This is a genomic window from Desulfosediminicola flagellatus, assembly GCF_005116655.2.
GTDB classification, from domain to species: domain Bacteria; phylum Desulfobacterota; class Desulfobulbia; order Desulfobulbales; family Desulfocapsaceae; genus Desulfopila; species Desulfopila flagellata.
The window spans coordinates 1226780-1245981 of the sequence record NZ_CP050698.1; the positions used below are offsets into that span (position 1 = coordinate 1226780).

Consider the following 19202-nt stretch of genomic DNA (forward strand, 5'->3'; position numbering starts at 1 on the left):
TTATATCCTGATCAGTTGGAGGGTAGCTGAAAGAGTTTTTTTGCATTTCTGGTGGTTTGGATGGCGAGTTCATCCAAACTAATTCCACGAAGTTGTGCTATGTATTCTGCAGTATACAGGACGTTTGTCGGCTCATTGCGTTTGCCACGAAGTGGATCTGGGCTTAAAAATGGTCCGTCAGTTTCGATAAGCATTGCATCAAGAGGAATGGTACGGGCAACCTCCTGCAGATCTGAGGCGTTTTTGAAAGTCACAACGCCTGGAATGGAGACGTAGAAGCCGAGGTCGATCACCTGTTTTGCAAGCAGGCTATCGCCTGAGAAGCAGTGCATCACGCCGCCAATATCTTTGGCACCTGAAGATTTAAGTATGCTGAGAGTATCTTCATGTGCATCCCTGTCGTGAATAATTACCGGAAGTTGGAGGTCTTTGGCAAGTGAAAGTTGATTCTTAAAATGTTGGCGTTGATTATCTGCTGCTGAATATTCTTTAAAGTAATCCAGGCCGATTTCTCCGTAGCCTACAATATGCTTACGAAAAGTGTCTGCCAGTTCACCAAGTGTGTCATAAGTGCTGGTGGTAATGTTGTCGACATCGTGCGGATGTATACCGATAGTTGCAGAAATATAACTGTACTGCTTTGCCAGGTTAATCGCATTTTTTGAGCTTGCTATATCTATGCCTATGGAGATGATATGCTCAATGCGAGAATCGCAGGCTCTTTGGAGTACAGCTTCCAGATCTTCACTGTAGGCATCCATATCAAGATGACAATGTGTGTCTATCAGTGATGCTTCTTGTGACAATATTGGTAATTTTTTCTTTTTCTTCGACACTGCCTTTATACCTCTTTATTTAATCAAATCCTATTGATTGAGTGGTCGGGTTGAATGTGAAATTATGGGCGCAACTATATGACGTACTGTTAAGAAAAGAAAGGCAAGAGGCATAATAAATCTCGACATAAACCCAAATGGTTTTCACCTGAAAAATACATTGAGGATGTATCTCACTATTACAGATTAAATATTTATCCTTGCTATATCGATTATATGTGAACGGTAAGGCATGATGCGCATTCAGGTATAAAAACTGACCTTTCAGATTTGGACTACATTGTTACGTTGGCGAAAATCTAATCGAGGAAAGTCTGGTTGCGTATTGTCTATATAGTTCTAAAAAAAGATGTTCATGATCGCAGGTATATATCCATTCATTTCTGTGGTATTATTGATGGAGTTAAACGTAAAAATAAAGTTCTCTTACAGAATCTTTAGGCAAGTTGTCAATATTAACAAAACTATGCTTGGTACAGTTTCTTATGAAAAAAGCCTAACAAAGGTCGTAGATTACTGTAATGATTTTAAAAGAAAAGTAAAAAAAATCTTCATATACAGATCAAACTATCGTATAGTGATTACAGCGTATTTCAGTCAGCATAGAGATGTTGACATGCTGATTCATCGGATGAATTAACTACAATGTGATTTTTGTTCGGAATTAACTCATGTGCCCGCAAAAGCACATGTTTTTTTTAACGCCTAATATGTCGAGAGCAACAGTCCTGTTTCCGAGATTGTCGTAGCTGGAGTGTAGCTAAATGATACTTTCGATGACAAGGATTACAGTACCCCGGTACCATATGCCCAATACTATGAAGAGGACAGCAGCATGAATTATGGGATTGTCAGTCAGGAACAATTAGAACAGATTGATGCACTTTTGACAGATAAGCTGATCAGCCTTGGCGTTGATTGTGTCATTATCATCGATATGGCGGGGAACATTATCACAGCCAAAGATGCTGGCGAGAGTAAATATGATGTCTACTCCTTTGCTGCGTTAGCGGCAGGCAACTTTGCTACCGTGGATGCGATGGCGAAGCTAGTCGGCGAACAGGAGTTTTCACTGCTTTTTCATAAAGGACAGGATTCAAATATCCATTTCAGCAAAATAGATGATGAACTCCTGTTGATATCAATGTTTGGCAAAGAGATATCCCTCGGATTTTTGAGGTTAAACGTTGTTGATGTCATAGAGAAAATTCGTAAGATTTGGGAAAAACAATAGAACTCATCCCCTGATGGATGCGCAGATAGTTGCTGATATCTATTTCTGGTGCGCATAATACAACGGAGAATGTGGAGGGCGGATCGTTGAGTTTTATAAATTTGAAGGAAAAAGTCGTACAGGTCAAAATTGTATATTATGGCCCGGGACGCTGCGGTAAAACAACTAATCTTGAATATATAAACAAGACCTACCGAAAACAAATTGTATCCGAAATGGTTAGTCTGAAAACACACGGTGACCGGACGCTGTTTTTTGACTTTCTGCCTTTTGATATGGGGCAGATTAAAGGATACGATATCAAAATTCAGTTATATACTGTTCCCGGACAGGTAAAGTATAACGCTACAAGAAAACTCGTTTTACGCGGAGTTGATGGTATCGTATTTGTTGCTGATGCTATGGAAAAACAGCGCGAAAAAAATATACGATCACTCAATCAACTGCACGAAAATCTACAATCATATAAAGAGTCTATTTTCAATTTACCCCTTGTTATGCAATACAATAAGGTAGATTTGCAAGAGCACGGTATTCCTATTTTGCCGACAGAAGTTTTGCAGAATGACCTTAATAGCAGGCTGAAGGTTCCTTATTATGAAGCTAGTGCCATTACGGGGTATAATGTTGCGGAGACCTTGAAGAAAATTATCTCTTCAACTGTTGTATCGATTCAGAAAAAACTACTCTAGAGAGAAAGTGCAGTGGACCAGTACACAGAAAACGGCAAGTATGATGACGATCTGACAATAGGTTCAGAAGAAGAGTTTGATGACTCTTTTCAGACGGGTAATATAGATTTATTCGAATTCGGTGGCGAGGAGGAATCCCCCATTGATCGTTTGAAGACACTCGTTTTATCTATTGATTGGGAGATCACTGACGAAGTGCTATCGCAATTCAATGACGAACTTATTGACCTCAAGGACATCTGGGCTGATGATAAGGTCAATATGGTCTATTTGCAGGCACTCGAGAAGATAGGGAAATACATCTCCCGTGAAAAGGCAGATTCTCATCCTAACTCAATTAAGCTGCTTCTGAGTATGTATTATAATCTGGAACGGATTGTTCAATCGGACGGATTGTCACAGGCTGAAAAAAAGCAGATTCTTCTCGATGACGTTCGTCGTTTTGAAAAGCTTAAGAAGCTAATAAGCCGGGGAGGAAGATCTTCCTCCTTGTCTGCTCCAGCGCCTGTTGAGGTTCCTGCAGAATCCTTTGAGACGACAGCCCAGGATAGCGAACTTATTCAACTGAAAGCCATTGTCCTTGGTATTGACTGGGAAATTACTGAAAAAGACCTTCTGGAACTCAGAGAAGAAGTGAAACGGCTTGAGGGTGTATATTCAGGAAGTCGACCTAAGCTGGTTTTCCTGCAAGGAATAGGTACACTTGGTGCATATATTCGCAAAAAACAGAGTAACTCTCATGCTGATGCATTCAATCTGCTGCATTCTTTCTATGAAGGGCTCGAAAGACTTGTTCTGACACCACATTTGACTCTCGATCAGGAAAAGGCAATTCTGTTGCCTGAGGTTGAAAAGTTTAATGCGTTTAAGGCTCTTATTGCGAAGACTTTGGTTGAGCATGAGGATGAGGCCGAGGCTAAAATTGCACCTCCAGAGCCTGAAGTCAGGTCTACTCCTGCAATGGCTGGAGGTATAGCTCCAGCTTTTGCTGATCTGCCTGAAGAAGGTACACGTGGCTTCCAGGAAGATGTTGAGGCTGCGGCTCTTGGTATTGGTACACCTGATAATGTTGACGATCATATTAGTCGTTTTTTCGGTGGAGAAGATGAAACTCCTGTACCTGAAGATAAGGCGAAGATTGATTTTGCATCGGATGATAATGCTGAGAAAGAGGCTGAAGCATTAAGCGCTGCATTTTTTGGTACTGATGATACACAGGGAGCTCCAGATCTTTCAGCAGTTGATCGTGACCTTGCATTGCAGGGTGTTGATGTTGAAACTGAGGCTGATGATGATTCCGACGAAGAAGCATTGCCAATGCTTGGTGAAGGAAAAGTGGCACCGGCTCTCGCCGACAATAGTCATGGTGTAAGTGCTTTCAGTGAAGTCTCGCTTGGCGATGTCAGTCAGGATCAACCAAGTGATGACGAGATTGACGGACGTCTCGACGACTTTTTTGGGACGCAGGAATCTCCGGCCGTGCCACTGAAAGAGACCGCCTTTGATGTTTCACCTGATATAGCATTGCAGGGTGTTGATGTTGAAGCTGAAGGGGATGAAGATGAACTTCAGGAAGTAGAAGATACACTTGATTTTGAAGAATTGGCTCCTGCATTTGCAGATCTTGATGATGATTTGGCTGTACCTGATGATGTTCTGAGTGATTCTGAGCTTCCTATGGAACCTGCCGAAATGGCGGAACCCGATTATTTGAAATTTGATGACGACTCTGTAAAAGCAGACCTGGATTCTGATTTGTCTGATCTTGAGTCTGAAGTTGAAGCTGCAGCAGAACCTGCTGAAGATACGATCGATCAAATTGCAGTTAAACCAGATCAGGAGATAATCGAAGAATTAGAGGCAGCATTTCTTGAAGAAGATCTCTCACAGTTTGAGGCAACAGCAGATGAGGCTGAGTCTGATACGGAGCAGGATCTTACCGAGATAGAGCAGGAAATTGTAGCTACAGCCGTAAATGAAGAACTCAAAGATTCTGCAGGAGTTCTGGAGGATTCAGAGGTTGAAGATCAGATAGAAGATTTCTTTGCCTTGGAAGAGTCCGATATTGAAGAGCCTGAAAAAAGTATATTTGAGGCACAGGTTGAAGAACCCGAAGAGCTGGTTTTTGAGGAATCGATTGAAGAGCCCGAAGAAACTGTAATTGAAGAACCTGTCCTTGAGGCCGAAGAACTGGTAATTGAAGAACAGGCTGAAGAGGCTGATGAGTTAGCTTTTGAAGAACCGCCTGAAGACATTGGCGAACAGGTTGTGGAGGCTGAGGAAGATGTTGTATTTGAGCTTGCTGAGGAAGAACCTGATTCAATATCTGTCGTAGAGCCTGAGGTAGAGGATTCTTCCACCGTCGCAGGTCTAGGTGCTGGTCTAGCGGCTGCCGCCGCAGTATCAGTTACTGTAGCGGATGATGAAGACGCTCGCCAGGATGATCTGTTCTCTCTCGAAGCGGAAGGAGAAGCGGTTGATGTAGCTGACGACTCTGCTGATATATTCTTTGATACCGGTGACACTGAAGATACAGATATTACGGACGCATTTGACGAAGAAAGTGAAATCGCAGAAAATGTTATCGAGCAAGAGCTTGCTGTGGAAATGGAAGCAAGTGATGACATCTACCTGGAAGAAGCAGAAGAGTTAGATGACACTGTGGGTGTATTGGTCGATGCTGGCTCGGAATACTCTGAATTACGAGGAGCTGTTCAGTCGCTCAGTCTTGATCTTGAGGATGCTATTATTCAGGGGCTGTTTGTTGAAATAAACAACTTGAGGCAAAAATTCGTTGCCCAACCTACTGAAAAAACATATCTGCAACTCTTGTCAACGGTTGCACAACATATTGATCAGTATAGATTCAATTCTGATGATCAGGCTATTGAACTGCTCGCATACATTCTGGAAAACCTCGAAAATATTTCTGCAAAAGATGACGCAAAGGTGCAGGAAGCACTTCTATCATGTACGTGTAAAGTTTTGCAATGGCAACAGAATATGCTCAACAGTGTGGCTGTCAGGGATAATAATGGCTTCCTTGCATTATCTGAAGCTGAGGCTCTTGAGGATGAGTTCTCTTCAGATGGTTCTGAAGAGACCGAAGAACTCTATGAGTCTGCGACAGATGCTGTTTCTGTCGCAGATGATAGTCAATTTACCAATGTCGTTCGAAGTGAAATCAATGCTCTTCGCGACACCTTGAAAAAGGAAATTGAGGAATTGAAACAAGCAATAAAGAAGTAAGCATATATTTATTTCGTTTTCATCCTGAAATTCATCATTCTGTTCAAGATCGAGGCGGGGGGCAGATTTTTACCGCAAGCATATAGCTGATATTCTGAGGATAAAAATTCGGGCCGTAACGCTGATATTGAGCAGAAGGGTCGTTTCAGGACGGAAACTAGTTCGTTTTTCTACCTGTATTTATATCGATTGCATGTAGATTGTATATAAAAAGGGCCGCTCATTAAGTATGAGTGGCCCTTTTTATTTTATGATTACAACTAATCTTCAGCTTTCAAGGGTGAGGGGAGAGGCGTGAGATGTAAAAAAGCTACCCCGTGATTTTCGTTTGAATTAAAAATAACCCTAAGGGTTAATAGCTTTTTGCGTATTGACAGTCTTGCAAGTCAGTTGCGATAGGTATTCTGCTACACGAGCTTAGCTTAGCCTCGACATGCAAAAAATGACTTACCTAAGCCATGCAATGGTTGTGAGTATGAGGTATAGAGCAAGCCAAGTATAGATAAAATACAGTATTATATGAAAGTATTTCTCACCTTTTCTCATGCGCACTAAGGCAAAGACAAATGCTATTGGTACGATCACACCTGCAAAAAGCGGGTGAAAATATCTGAGTAATTCCTGCAAACCAAGAAAGAACCATGGTCCTGAGATGTATGTTACGCCAAGTTTTTCTGGATCAATTGGAGCTGGAATAATAAGACAAAAACCGAATGTAAGACATATAAGAGGAATATGGTTGGAGACTTTTATCCTGTACCTTCGCAGATGATCCCAGACAAGAATAAGCCAGAGAACGTCAAGGGTGATAACATGGTGCACATAAACGCGTTGCATGCCTCTGTCTGATATCGCGAAGAAGAGATGGTTTAAACTATCTCCTACCAGAGGTATGTTTTCTAATATTGCTTCCGCAATCATCCCGGCAGAGAATCCTGTACTGTCTCCACGCAGTACGTATCCAGTGAACAATAAAAAAATTGCTGTAGGTAGGGAAATGATGAGAATCGCCCAGTTATAAAACGTATATTCGTCCGTTTTCTCAAATATAGCTATGAGATGTATGCAGGAAAATAGAAAGAAGAACTGGCTTGAGTAGAAATGTACAGATCTGGCAAATTCGCCATACGGTACAAGAAGATCAAGTGCTGTGCTTGAATAAAATGGCGAAGATAAGTCATATTGCAGGGCAACGACTATACCTGAACCAATTGAAATATATAGACTGACAAGACTCCAGGCTCCCCACTGATATTTCGAAAGTGATTTGGCTGCAGATGCAAGGCCTTGGAGTGACATTGTGTTAAAGGAAATCATCAGGTCGAGATGGTGTAAAAAGGTTCACTGTCTTTCTTCTCTACCGGGTAAACAGTCAAACTGTCTTTAGCAGGGCCTTTGATTACATTCCCTTCAACAGTGAAACGACTCTGATGGCACGGACATTCCAGGTAATCTTCCTGCTCATGGAAATTGATTTTGCATCCAAGGTGGGTGCATCTTCTGGAAAGAGCCCAACTGCTGTTGCCGCGGTCAAACAGTATGTAATCGTTGTTAACCAGAACACCGTTTAAGGGCAACGGTTTATTTACGTAGAGCTTTTTAGGCTTGCGTGGAACAGTGTAGCCAATAAACGTAAAAAACGGATATAGAAGGGCAAGGAGCCCGGCAAACAGTAGTGAACGTCGACTGAATTTCCTGGATTTACAGGGAGCGGAATTTTGCATCTTTACTTTGGGTATTTCAGTTTTTGAACTTGTCTTTAAGCATTTTTGCTACATGCGGCGCAACCATATCGTCAACATTTCCGCCATGTCTGGCAGCATCCCTGATTATTGAAGAGCTGATAAAAATCCATCGTAGACCCGGCATCAGAAAAATGGAATCCACTTCCCTCTCAAGTTTTCTGTTCATGAGAGCTAGCTGAAATTCATAGTCGAAGTCAGATACGGCCCGCAAGCCTCTGATGATTGCAGTTGCGTTACGTTGTACGGCGTATTCAACTAAAAGGCCGGATGCAGAATCTACCTCTACCCTGTCTCCTTCGCAAACAAATGATTGCCTGATCATCTCCATTCGTTCTTCGAGAGAGAAAAGCGGGCTTTTGGAAGGATTGATAGCGACCGTCACGATAACTTTGTCAAAAAGACTAAGCCCACGCTGAATGATATCAATATGGCCATACGTGATTGGATCGAATGTGCCGGGATAAATAGCAATTGTTGGTCGTTTTGGTGCTGGAGTTGTCATGAGTAGTCCTCAACTGAAAATATTTAAAGCTGTATTGGTGAATACAACCAGAAACCTGTGTCACCATAGGTTCTTTGGTCAGTTAGGGTGAGTTGCCCGCATTGGTCAGGCAATGATTCAGAAGAACGTTCTTCTACTACGATAAGCGTGTGGTCACTATATAATTTGCTATTGCTGATTGATTCCAGAATCTTAACAGATAACCCTTTGGAATAGGGCGGGTCAAGGAAAATCAGGTCAAATTTCTTTATTACTGAACCATTGGTCAAAGAAGGTGGCAGCCCTTTTCGGAGATCATGGCGAATAATATGTACCGCAGCACCTTCCGGGTGGGGTTTGCATGCTTCGATATTTCTTTTAGCGAGATCAAGAGCCTGGCGATGGAAGTCAACTAATACCACTTCGTTGGCTCCACGACTTAACGCTTCGAGACCAAGAGCACCTGTGCCTGTAAAAAGATCGAGAACAGTGCTGTTTTCGCAACGTGATCCAAGAATGTTGAAAAGTGCTTCACGGGCACGGTCAGAAGTTGGCCTGATTGTCTGGGTGCGGCCAGGTGGTGTAAAAAGACGTCGGCCTTTGGCCCATCCGCTGATTATTCTCACGTTTAGATTAGTGTGTTTAAGTATTAACGTTATGGTAACAGGCGTGCAGTTAGTCTGTTAACTTTGACGAAGTGAGAATCTGATTACAGAAAGATACGATAGCTCATACTTCGATATGTTCTTTTTTGCTATTAAAGTATTTGAAATATGATTACCACCGAAACTCAGCTTAAAAAAGTGAGGTGTTAGGAGTGAGGTGTAAGGCGTTAAAAGCACCACTCACTGGATACTCCATAAACATCCGTATATACGTCATAATTGAATGGCTGAATTTTGAAAGATTCTATACTCCTCACTGCTTACACCTAACGCCTTACAAGGATAGTTGAGGATTAGTAGTAATCAGAATTTGAAATCTTCGGCTAGGAGGCTGTCAAAAGACAAAAGCTCAGTGAAAATACTCACTGAGCTTTATGTATTGCCTCTACCGAATAATCAACAAAAAGCGTACCTATTCAGTCAAGACCTCATACGTACCCTTTTCTGATGGCAGTAACTGTTTAGCAGTGCTCCAGATGGCCTCAAGCGGGACGATTGGCTATGGTATGCCTATGCAAAGCGTCCTGATTGGGGCAGGTGGGGTACATCTGAATAGTACCAAAAAGTAATCGTTATTATTCTGGCGTCGTAATCCTACTTAAGGTTTGCGATAACGGTTTCACCAGCGCGAACCTTCTGACCAACCTGTACAAGAATTTCGGTATCCAGTGGAAGATACAGGTCAACACGCGAACCAAACCTGATAAGGCCGAATCTGCGTCCTTTGAGTATCGAATCTCCTGGCTCAAGCCAGCAGATGATCCTGCGTGCAATAAGTCCGGCAATTTGTACAAAGGCGATCTTTTTTCCTGAAGCAGTTTGCAGCACAGTACCGCAATACTCATTTTGCAGAGCGCCACGGGCACTGTCAGCTGCGTAAAATTTACCAGGTCGGTACACTATCTTTTCAACTGTGCCAGCCATTGGAGCACGGTTTACATGAACATTGAAGACGTTCATAAAGATAGATACTTTAAAAGCTTCACCTTCAGTGAAGGTGTCGTCTTGAACTTTTTCAGCAATAATTACTTTGCCGTCAGCAGGAGATACCATGGCATCTTCTTCTGGTGGCACAAACCGTTCAGGGTCTCTGAAAAAACATAACACAAATACAGTAAGAACAAGGCATGGCCATACAAGCAAGTCGTACGAAAGAATCGCGAAGACCAGAGTGATAAAGACCATGAAGCCAATAAATGGAAACCCTTCTTTGGCGACAGGGATTTGTGGTTTCAACATTACACATCCTTCAAATACAGTGACACCCGTAAGAGCCTCTGGTAATGAAAAGCTTATTTTCGTTTATCGGCCCTGGCCATGGCGATTGTCCCTGTTCGGATAATCTCTTTAATGCCAATTGGTCGCAGGATGTCAACGACTGCCTGAATTTTTGATGCAGATCCAGTTACCTCTACTGCGTAGCTTTTGGCACTGACATCAACCACCTTCCCGCGAAAAATATCGATAACCCTCAGCACTTCGGCCCGGGTATGGGCCTCAGCTTTAACTCTGATGAGTACCATTTCGCGTTCAACATACTCTTTTTCACTGATATCAGTAACCTTTATAACATCAATGAGTTTGTGGAGCTGTTTGGTTATCTGTTCTATAATCTGGTCGTCACCTTTTGAGACGAGAGTGAGGCAGGATATGCCTGCGTCAAGTGTCTCTGCAACACAAAGGCTTTCAATATTATAGCCACGTCCGCTGAATAGACCTGTGACACGCGAAAGTACACCAGGCTTATTTTGCAGGAGGACTGAAATTGTATGGTTTCTCATCAGGGTATCCTGTGCAATTCAAATGTTAGCAAACAAAATTTCTACAACCAACTCATCTGCGACCTCAGGCAGCAAATTATACCAGCAGCATTTCAGTATTGGACTTGCCTGCAGGGACCATTGGGTAAACACCTTCTTCCCGATTGATATTAAAGTCCATCACAACGATGTTGTCAGTTGCAAGTGCTTCTTCAATAACCGGCACTACTTCGTCTTTAGTCTTAGCTCTCAGGCCAACTGCGCCATATGCTTTAGCGAGCTCGACAAAATCAGGCGCTACTTCCATTACTGTTGAGGCGTAACGTTTATTGTAGAAAAGTTCCTGCCACTGACGTACCATTCCAAGATAATTATTATTGAGAATCGCAATTTTAATGGGAAGGCCCTGTTGCTTGGCCGTTGCCAGTTCCTGGATATTCATCTGAATGGAACCATCACCTGCAATATCGATTACAGTCTTATTCGGAAAAGCCATCTGCGCACCGATTGCAGCTGGAAGACCAAAACCCATAGTACCAAGGCCACCGGAGGTTACAAAATGACGCGGTTTGTTAAATCTATAGAACTGAGCAGCCCACATCTGGTTCTGGCCAACCTCAGTGGTGATTATTGCATCACCTTTTGTTAATTTGTCAAGCATTTCGACAACATATTGCGGTTTGATGATTGTGTCATCATCGTTGTAACACATTGGGTGTTGGGTGTTCCATTCCTGAATAGTATCAAACCACGGTTTATGCCGTGCAGCTTCTTCTTCAAGATTGAGATTCGCTTCGGAGTTAAACCATTTGTTCATTGCCCGCAGTGCATATTTGCAATCGGCAACAATGGGTACGTCAACGCGAACATTTTTACTAATTGAGGTTGGGTCAATATCTATATGGATGATCTTGGCGTTGGAAGCAAATTCATCAAGCTTACCTGTAACACGGTCATCGAATCGGGCACCTACAGCAATTAATAAATCTGATTGGGCAACCGCCATATTTGCACTGTAAGAGCCGTGCATACCCAGCATGCCAAGGGAGAGTTCGTGTGTCCCCGGGAAAGCACCAAGCCCCATAAGGGTCATGGTAACTGGAATATTCAGCTTCTTGGCGAGTTCAGTTAATTCAGGGCTTGCATCGGATAAAATAACACCGCCACCAACATACATAACTGGTTTACGCGCCTGCATGATAAGTTTGCATGCTTTAGCAACCTGGCCTATATGCGGTTCATAGGTTGGCTGATAATTCTGCATGCGGATAGGTCGCTTCTCCGGATAGTTTATGAGGCTTGCCACGAGATCTTTAGGCAAATCAACGAGAACAGGTCCGGGTCTGCCGGTGCGGGCAATATAAAATGCCTCGCGAATAACAGAAACGATGTCGTCTTTATCACCTACCAGGTAGTTGTGCTTGGTACATGGCCGGGTAATACCGACAATATCAACTTCCTGAAAGGCGTCATTTCCAATAAGATGTCTGGGTACCTGGCCTGTCAGTACCACAAGTGGTATTGAATCCATATAGGCGGTAGCAATTCCTGTAACACCGTTTGTAGCACCCGGGCCTGATGTTAACAGGGCAACTCCAACTTCGCCGGTAGTTCTACTGAATGCATCTGCGGCGTGTACAGCACCTTGCTCGTGACGTACAAGAACGTTAGTGATATCTGCGTCCATAAGCGCGTCATATAAATCGATAACAGCGCCACCTGGATAACCGAATATAGTTTTAACTCCTTCTTCCTGGAGACATTTGACAATTGCTTGAGCGCCGGTAATTTTTCCCATTAATTCTTCCTTTTGTATAGATTCGTTAGACAGACCGATTGAGAAAAGCTGGAAAACCGGTGGAATACCGTCGAGAGTGCGAAATATATATGTCTAAAACTCGTATGTCAACCATCAACGTAAATGTAGGGATACCAATTTAGTACGATTATTGTTGAATATAAGCTGTACTGAATGGTAATGGCAGGCCTTTCATACGGTGCTACCCGGTGGTGAAATGTATCGTAAAAATTGCAAGTCCCAATGTTTTCGTAAAAATCCAACTTGACAAGAAGGTGAGTAGGCGTTTAGTTTAACAGGATAGTCGTTTTAAAACTTAAGAACTTTTTATTTTTTCAATTATATCTAGCGAAATGAAAAATCTACTCCTGGCTCTACTACTAGAACTATTTGTGAGCACCGCGGTCAAAGCGGGGGAGTTGTAGTACGACTACTAAACTAAATACCCCAAAAGGCCGCGGTTCTCAGAACCGCGGCCTTTTTTTTTGCCTGAAATGTCAACACTTGCGTTTAAACTAGGAGAACTCGAATGAATCCGGAAGCAGTGAAAAAATATCGTCCATTTCCAAAGATAGATTTGCCACAGCGAACATGGCCAAGCAAAGCCATTACCACAGCTCCAACCTGGTGTAGTGTAGATTTGCGTGATGGTAATCAGGCGCTTATTCAGCCAATGAGCCTGCAGAAAAAACTGGAAATGTTCAAGTTACTCACTGATATCGGTTTTAAAGAAATTGAGGTGGGGTTTCCTTCTGCCTCTCAGGTGGAGTTTGAGTTTACACGTACACTCATCGAAAATGATCTTATTCCTGAAGGTGTAGTTATTCAGGTGCTCACCCAAGCAAGAGAGCATCTTATCCGCCGCACTTACGAATCTGTAAAGGGTGCTAAAGAAGCTATTGTCCATATCTACAATTCAACTTCAACATTGCAGCGTCGGACTGTCTTTAACATGAACAGGCAGGAGATAATCTCACTTGCGGTCGAAGGTGCAAAACTCTTGAAGGAAGAAGAACAAAAATATCCTGAGACAAAATTCAGGTATGAGTATTCTCCAGAGAGTTTCACAGGCACCGAACTTGAGTTTGCTCTTGAGATCTGCGAAGCGGTTATGGGTGTGCTGAAACCTACCAAAGAGAATAGACTCATTATCAACCTTCCTGCGACCGTTGAGTTGTCGGGTCCTAATGTTTACGCTGATCAGATTGAGTGGTTTTGCAATAATATGTCTAACCGCGAGGCTGCAATAATAAGCTTACATGCACACAATGATCGTGGTTGTGCAGTAGCGGCAACTGAGCTTGCAATGATGGCTGGCGGTGACAGGGTTGAGGGAACACTCTTTGGTAATGGAGAGAGAACCGGTAATGTCGATATAGTAACTCTTGCACTCAACATGTTCACACATGGCGTTGATCCTGAACTTGATTTCAGTGATATGAATAGACTTGTTGATGTCTATGAGCGGGTTTGTAGGTTGCCTATTCATCCACGACATCCATATGCAGGTGAACTGGTTTATACTGCCTTTTCAGGTTCTCATCAGGATGCGATTAATAAAGGGATGACCGCCTACGACCTTACAGATTCTGTACTTTGGGAAGTTCCATACCTGCCGATTGATCCATCAGATGTCGGTCGCACCTACGAGTCGATAATCCGGATTAACAGTCAGTCCGGTAAAGGTGGTGTCGCATATATTATGGACAAAGAGTACGGCTATAAGATGCCAAAAGCAATGCATCCAGAGTTTGGGAATATTGTTCAGAGTGTCACAGACCGGGAAGGACGGGAGTTACAGCATAAAGAAATTATGGCGGCCTTTGAAGAAGCGTACCTTGCAGCTACTGCACCATATTCCTTAAAGAGTTTCAATGTTGTTAAACGCCATTTCGATGATGCCGAAAAACTCTCATCTGCAGAAATTCAAGCCATAGTACGTGTTAATGGTGAAGAAAAGTCTATAGAGGCTACCGGTAACGGCCCGCTTGATGCTTTCTGCTCTGCCCTTAAAGCACATATTACCGGCGACTTTACTCTTTGCAGTTATCATGAGCATGCTCTTAATGGCGGTTCAAGCGCAAGCGCTGCAGCCTATATCGAGATTGAAAAACCTGAAGGTACCAAAACCTGGGGTGTTGGTGTTGATACCGATATTATTGTTGCTTCTATTAAAGCCGTGTTGAGTTGTTTAAATCGTAAAATGACGAAATAGGCCTAAGGGGTAAGGGCTGAGGACTAAGGGGTTAGGACTGAGGACTAAGAGTGTTATTGGGTTACTTAGTCCTATCCTCTGAGTCCTTAGTCCTTCAAAAAAACTATGGAACAGCAAAAAACTCATAGCATTCAAGAGGTATCCGCGAAACTGCTGCCTCTCTTTAATGGATCAGCGGATGTGGTGTTTACGTTTCTTTTTGGCTCTCTAGCTAGTGGTCATTATTCACACCTCAGTGATGTCGATATTGCTGTCTATGTAAAGGATCCCCATAACTTTTCATTTAACGATAAGTTAACTCTTCAGGCAGATTGCTGTCGTGCTTTAAAACGGAACGATGTTGACCTAGTGGTTGTTAACCAAATGAATAACCTCATTTTGTTAGAAAATATTATACGAGAAGGTGAGGTTATTTATGTTCAAGATCAGATGATACTGGATGAATTTGTGGTAACTAAATTGCACCAGGTAATTGATTTCAAATGTCAGAGAGAAAGGGCTATGGGGGATGAGAGAACGAATCAACCAAAAGATATTTAGGGCTAAAGAGTATTTAGCTAATATTGAACAGTTGGCACCTGCATGCTCAGAGAAATTTCATACAGACTTTGTCTATCGTGGAGCGTTGCTTCATTATCTGTACCTGATGGCAGATTCGTGCATCAGTCTGGCTGAAATGGTGATAAAACAACACGGATTGCGGCCACCTCAATCATATACTGAGGCATTCGATATTTTGGGTGAAGCAAATGTTTTAGATCCGGAATTTGCCAGATCATTTTCAAAGATTGCTGGATTTCGAAATTTCCTTGCCCATGACTATGAAACGGTTGATGCGGAAGTGATATGTGGAAACATTTTGACAGATCTCTCAGATGTTTATGTATTTATCCAAAAGATTGAAAGTTTATAGCATAAAGTGGTTTGCTTTTCACATCCAGACTTGCCACCTCAAGCCATCCCCTGTTTTTTTGTTGAGCATCTTTGTGTTAGGTAGTAGGCTTGCAGTCTGGAAGAGTTTTTGTGGTTATAACAGATTGAGATCTTAATAAATATCAGGGAAACCAGGACTGTATTTCATGACAAAAATAGCTTTGATAACAGGCGTTACAGGTCAGGATGGGGCATATCTCGCAGAGTTTTTACTAAAAAAAGGGTATGAAGTTCACGGCATAAAACGAAGAACTTCCCTATTTAATACAGACAGGATAGATCACCTCTATCAAGATCCTCACGTTGAGAATAGAAAATTCATTCTCCATCACGGCGATTTGACCGACTCCTCAAGCCTGATTCGGATAATGGAAAAAGTACGTCCGGATGAGGTGTATAACCTTGCAGCCCAATCGCACGTAGCGGTTTCTTTTGAAGAACCTGAATACACCGCCAACTCTGATGCTCTAGGTACTCTACGACTTTTAGAAGCCATTCGCATGCTCGGCCTTACAGATAAAACCAAATTTTATCAGGCTTCGACCTCAGAGTTGTACGGGTTAGTACAAGAAACACCTCAAACCGAAACAACACCATTTTATCCACGCTCACCATATGCTGTTGCGAAGCTCTATGCTTACTGGATAGTTGTAAACTATCGCGAAGCGTATGGAATTTACGCCTGTAATGGAATTCTTTTCAATCATGAATCCCCGCAACGTGGTGAGACCTTTGTAACCAGAAAAATTACCCGTGCGATCAGCCGTATTCTTCTCGGATTGCAGGATTGTCTGTACCTCGGCAACATGGATGCAAAACGTGACTGGGGACATGCAAAAGATTATATCGAAATGCAATGGCTTATGCTCCAGCAGGAAACACCTGATGATTTTGTTATCGCCACCGGTCAACAACAGTCAGTACGTGATTTCGTAAATATTGCTGCACGTGAGCTTGGCATACACCTCCGTTGGGAAGGTGAGGGCCTAGAAGAAATAGGTATTGTAGAATCAGTAGATAAGACTGATGATTCAATAAAAGTTCAGCCAGGACAAACTGTCGTCCGCGTAGATCCTCGTTACTTCCGTCCCACCGAAGTTGAAACCCTCCTTGGTAATCCAGCAAAAGCTAAAGAAAAACTCGGCTGGACACCACGCATCACCTTCGAACAACTCGTAGAAGAGATGGTCCGCTACGATCTCGAAGAAGCGAAAAAAGACGCTCTTTGCCAGAGTCAGGGATTTCAGACGTTTAATTATAACGAATAAAACGTGAGGGGTTAGGCGTTAGGTGTGAGGTGTAAAAGAAACTTTGGGGGAGCATGGCGGTATTAGGAGAATCTGTAATGGATGGTAAGTCAGATAGTTCGGTCAGGCGGCATCATAATTTGTTGGTTTGGCAGGAAGGTATTAATCTGGTCACCACTATTTACCGTCTTACATCTGCATTTCCTCCTGAGGAAAAGTATGGTCTCGTGAGCCAAATGCGTCGGGCTGCTGTTTCAATTCCAAGCAATATTGCTGAGGGCGCAGCCCGCACGACCCAAAAAGAATTTTCACACTTCCTCTCTATCGCAAGAGGTTCTCTGAGTGAATTGGAAACTCAGCTAATCATTTGCAGAAAACTTGAATATGTTTCGGATGTTGACGAGACCTTCAAACTCATGAATAAAATTTTCGCTCTGTTGGGTGGTTTGATTAAATCACTAAATGGCAACAACACCAAATGAACCTGAGCCTTTTGATTAAACCCACTATTCAATTGTTCTCGTAGAAATAACCAAAACCCTTCCCTCAAAATAACTAAAAGACCCAAGCGGCATTATAAACATGGATATTGGCAACAACACCCCTCACTCCTCACCCCTCACTCCTCACTCATCGATTTTCGTGGCCGGACATCGCGGCATGGTAGGTGCAGCAATAGTCCGAAAATTGCAATCTGAAGGTTACAACGACATTATTACCCGAACTCACTCAGAGCTCGATTTAACAGATCAGGCTGCGGTACGGGATTTTTTCAAAACACACAAAATCGATTACGTCGTTCTCGCCGCAGCAAAAGTAGGTGGAATCCACGCCAACAACACCTACCCGGCTGAATTCATCTACCAAAACCTCATGATTCAATCCAACGTGATCCATGAGGCCTATAAAGCTGGTGTACAACACCTTCTATTCTTAGGCAGTTCGTGCATCTACCCAAAGATGTGCCCACAACCAATGAAAGAAGAATACCTCCTTTCAGGTTACCTCGAACCTACCAACGAACCATACGCCATTGCAAAGATAGCCGGCATTAAAATGTGCGAGTCTTACAACCGCCAATACGGAACCAAATACCGCTCCGTAATGCCAACTAACCTTTATGGCCCGGGCGACAACTACCATCTCGAAAACAGCCACGTAATCCCAGCCATCATCCGCAAATACCACCTCGCCAAATTGGCTATGGAAGGCAACCTTGAGGCAATCCAGAAAGACGAACAAACCTACGGCCCAATCCCCCAAGACATAAAACAAGCCATTGGCCTAGCTGAAGATTCTTCAGCCTTAAACAGCTTTGGCAGTTGCAGTCCTAATCCCTCAGTCCTTGGCCCTGGCAGTTCCCTCAGTCCTAAAGTAGTATTATGGGGTTCCGGCAAAGCAAAAAGAGAATTTCTCCACGTAGACGATATGGCAGCCGCCTGCTACGATGTAATGCAGCTACTTCCCCAGTCTCTTAACACCTGCAGTTGTAGTAAAAGTCCTAAGTCCTCTAACCTAAGTCCTAGTAGTTCCAGTCCTAGTTTCTATAACGTTGGTACAGGTAAAGACATAACAATCAAAGAAGTTGCACAGGTAATCTGTGAAATTGTGGGTTTCAAAGGTGAAACAATCTACGACTCTGATAAACCTGACGGTACCCCGCAAAAGCTACTTGACACCACCATGATAAACAATATTGGTTGGGAACCAGCTTTCAGTTTAAAAGTAGGTCTTCGGGATGCATATAACTGGTACTTGAAGAGTGGCCTGGTCAAGTAAAAAAGAGACATTTTTATTAGGCTGCTTTTTTCTATTCAATCCCTTTTCTACATTCAGCTGAGATGCCCCAACTAAGAATGACTTCTTTTGCTGTTGTAAAACATTTTGATATAGTTAATGACAGTCCGCTTGGCATCTTATCTGGTGAGTTGAGTCAAATGCCCCCCCCCCAGAAGTCTCTTTCGCGACTCATGTTGCTTTTAATCTGTTTCTTTTTGAGCAAGCCGTGGAAGTCGTCTCTGCATTATTATGCACTGCATGGATATTAGGGAGGTCTTCTTCTTAACATCAATAAATTGATACCTCACTCCTGTCCCTTGGCGAAGAAGGCCATTGTCCTTTTTAATATTTCCGGCTACATCTTCAGCTGTGTACTCACTTTACGAAGACGCTTGAGCTCAGCTTGTATTGCCGTCAAATCATCAGGTTATAAAGATTCGTTTGCTGGTCTCTCCGATTCTTGCTTCTATCGGTAGAGCAGGTTTGCATTTAACCTGAGATTCCTGCCTGCTTCATTAATAGTATAACCCTATTCCGAAATCAGTCTGACAGTCTCTTTTTTGAATCC

The 19202-nt window shown here is 42.9% G+C and carries 17 protein-coding genes; 9 read left to right on the top strand and 8 right to left on the bottom strand.

What is annotated here, in order from left to right; translation table 11 throughout:
- Positions 1 to 11: 11 nt before the first annotated feature.
- Entirely contained in the window at positions 12 to 836 is an 825-nt protein-coding gene (locus FCL46_RS05135) for a TatD family hydrolase (RefSeq protein ID WP_136805307.1), read from the bottom strand.
- 835 nt (positions 837 to 1671) lie between these two features.
- Here FCL46_RS05135 and FCL46_RS05140 point away from each other — a divergent pair.
- The 3 genes from FCL46_RS05140 (at position 1672) to FCL46_RS05150 (ending at position 6011) form a co-directional block, all read left to right on the top strand.
- The gene (locus tag FCL46_RS05140; RefSeq protein WP_136805308.1) at positions 1672 to 2070 is read left to right on the top strand and encodes a roadblock/LC7 domain-containing protein; all 399 of its coding nucleotides are present in this window, start codon (positions 1672 to 1674) and stop codon (positions 2068 to 2070) included.
- A gap of 86 nt (positions 2071 to 2156) precedes the next feature.
- Positions 2157 to 2762 carry a GTP-binding protein gene (locus FCL46_RS05145; RefSeq protein ID WP_136805309.1) on the top strand — a complete coding sequence of 202 codons (606 nt, stop codon included), beginning with the start codon at positions 2157 to 2159 and terminating at the stop codon, positions 2760 to 2762.
- Between the two features lie 12 nt (positions 2763 to 2774).
- A complete protein-coding gene (locus FCL46_RS05150; protein WP_136805310.1) occupies positions 2775 to 6011 on the top strand; it encodes a midas domain-containing protein in 3237 nt (1078 codons plus the stop codon).
- A gap of 447 nt (positions 6012 to 6458) precedes the next feature.
- Here the strand turns inward: FCL46_RS05150 and FCL46_RS05155 are convergent, their stop codons facing one another.
- The 7 genes from FCL46_RS05155 to ilvB form a co-directional block, all read right to left on the bottom strand.
- Positions 6459 to 7310, bottom strand: a complete 852-nt coding sequence (locus FCL46_RS05155) for a cytochrome b N-terminal domain-containing protein (RefSeq protein WP_167505732.1) — start codon at positions 7308 to 7310, stop codon at positions 6459 to 6461.
- A 17-nt stretch (positions 7311 to 7327) separates the two neighbouring features.
- Positions 7328 to 7735 (bottom strand): QcrA and Rieske domain-containing protein, encoded by a 408-nt coding sequence (locus FCL46_RS05160; protein WP_136805312.1) that lies wholly within the window; start codon positions 7733 to 7735, stop codon positions 7328 to 7330.
- Positions 7736 to 7751: 16 nt separating this feature from the next.
- Complete coding sequence (coaD, locus tag FCL46_RS05165) at positions 7752 to 8258, bottom strand: pantetheine-phosphate adenylyltransferase (RefSeq protein WP_136805313.1); 507 nt, start codon at positions 8256 to 8258, stop codon at positions 7752 to 7754.
- 23 nt (positions 8259 to 8281) lie between these two features.
- Positions 8282 to 8863, bottom strand: a complete 582-nt coding sequence (gene rsmD / locus FCL46_RS05170) for a 16S rRNA (guanine(966)-N(2))-methyltransferase RsmD (protein ID WP_167505733.1) — start codon at positions 8861 to 8863, stop codon at positions 8282 to 8284.
- A gap of 633 nt (positions 8864 to 9496) precedes the next feature.
- The gene (locus FCL46_RS05175; protein WP_136805315.1) at positions 9497 to 10141 is read right to left on the bottom strand and encodes a phosphatidylserine decarboxylase family protein; all 645 of its coding nucleotides are present in this window, start codon (positions 10139 to 10141) and stop codon (positions 9497 to 9499) included.
- A gap of 53 nt (positions 10142 to 10194) precedes the next feature.
- The gene (ilvN, locus tag FCL46_RS05180) at positions 10195 to 10683 is read right to left on the bottom strand and encodes an acetolactate synthase small subunit (protein WP_136805316.1); all 489 of its coding nucleotides are present in this window, start codon (positions 10681 to 10683) and stop codon (positions 10195 to 10197) included.
- Between the two features lie 76 nt (positions 10684 to 10759).
- Positions 10760 to 12460 (bottom strand): biosynthetic-type acetolactate synthase large subunit, encoded by a 1701-nt coding sequence (gene ilvB, locus FCL46_RS05185; RefSeq protein WP_136805317.1) that lies wholly within the window; start codon positions 12458 to 12460, stop codon positions 10760 to 10762.
- Positions 12461 to 12989: 529 nt separating this feature from the next.
- Here ilvB and leuA point away from each other — a divergent pair.
- The 6 genes from leuA to FCL46_RS05215 all read left to right on the top strand — a co-directional run bounded on the left by leuA (position 12990) and on the right by FCL46_RS05215 (position 18634).
- Positions 12990 to 14675 carry a 2-isopropylmalate synthase gene (gene leuA, locus FCL46_RS05190; protein WP_136805318.1) on the top strand — a complete coding sequence of 562 codons (1686 nt, stop codon included), beginning with the start codon at positions 12990 to 12992 and terminating at the stop codon, positions 14673 to 14675.
- A gap of 105 nt (positions 14676 to 14780) precedes the next feature.
- Positions 14781 to 15215 (top strand): type VII toxin-antitoxin system MntA family adenylyltransferase antitoxin, encoded by a 435-nt coding sequence (mntA, locus tag FCL46_RS05195; protein ID WP_136805319.1) that lies wholly within the window; start codon positions 14781 to 14783, stop codon positions 15213 to 15215.
- Complete coding sequence (gene hepT, locus FCL46_RS05200) at positions 15184 to 15588, top strand: type VII toxin-antitoxin system HepT family RNase toxin (protein WP_136805320.1); 405 nt, start codon at positions 15184 to 15186, stop codon at positions 15586 to 15588. The genes mntA and hepT overlap by 32 nt, the downstream gene beginning before the upstream one ends.
- A gap of 166 nt (positions 15589 to 15754) precedes the next feature.
- On the top strand, positions 15755 to 16876 hold the full coding sequence (gene gmd, locus FCL46_RS05205) for a GDP-mannose 4,6-dehydratase (protein WP_136805321.1): 1122 nt from the start codon (positions 15755 to 15757) through the stop codon (positions 16874 to 16876).
- A gap of 77 nt (positions 16877 to 16953) precedes the next feature.
- Positions 16954 to 17337 (top strand): four helix bundle protein, encoded by a 384-nt coding sequence (locus FCL46_RS05210; protein WP_136805322.1) that lies wholly within the window; start codon positions 16954 to 16956, stop codon positions 17335 to 17337.
- Between the two features lie 100 nt (positions 17338 to 17437).
- On the top strand, positions 17438 to 18634 hold the full coding sequence (locus FCL46_RS05215) for a GDP-L-fucose synthase family protein (RefSeq protein WP_136805323.1): 1197 nt from the start codon (positions 17438 to 17440) through the stop codon (positions 18632 to 18634).
- Positions 18635 to 19202: the final 568 nt, after the last annotated feature.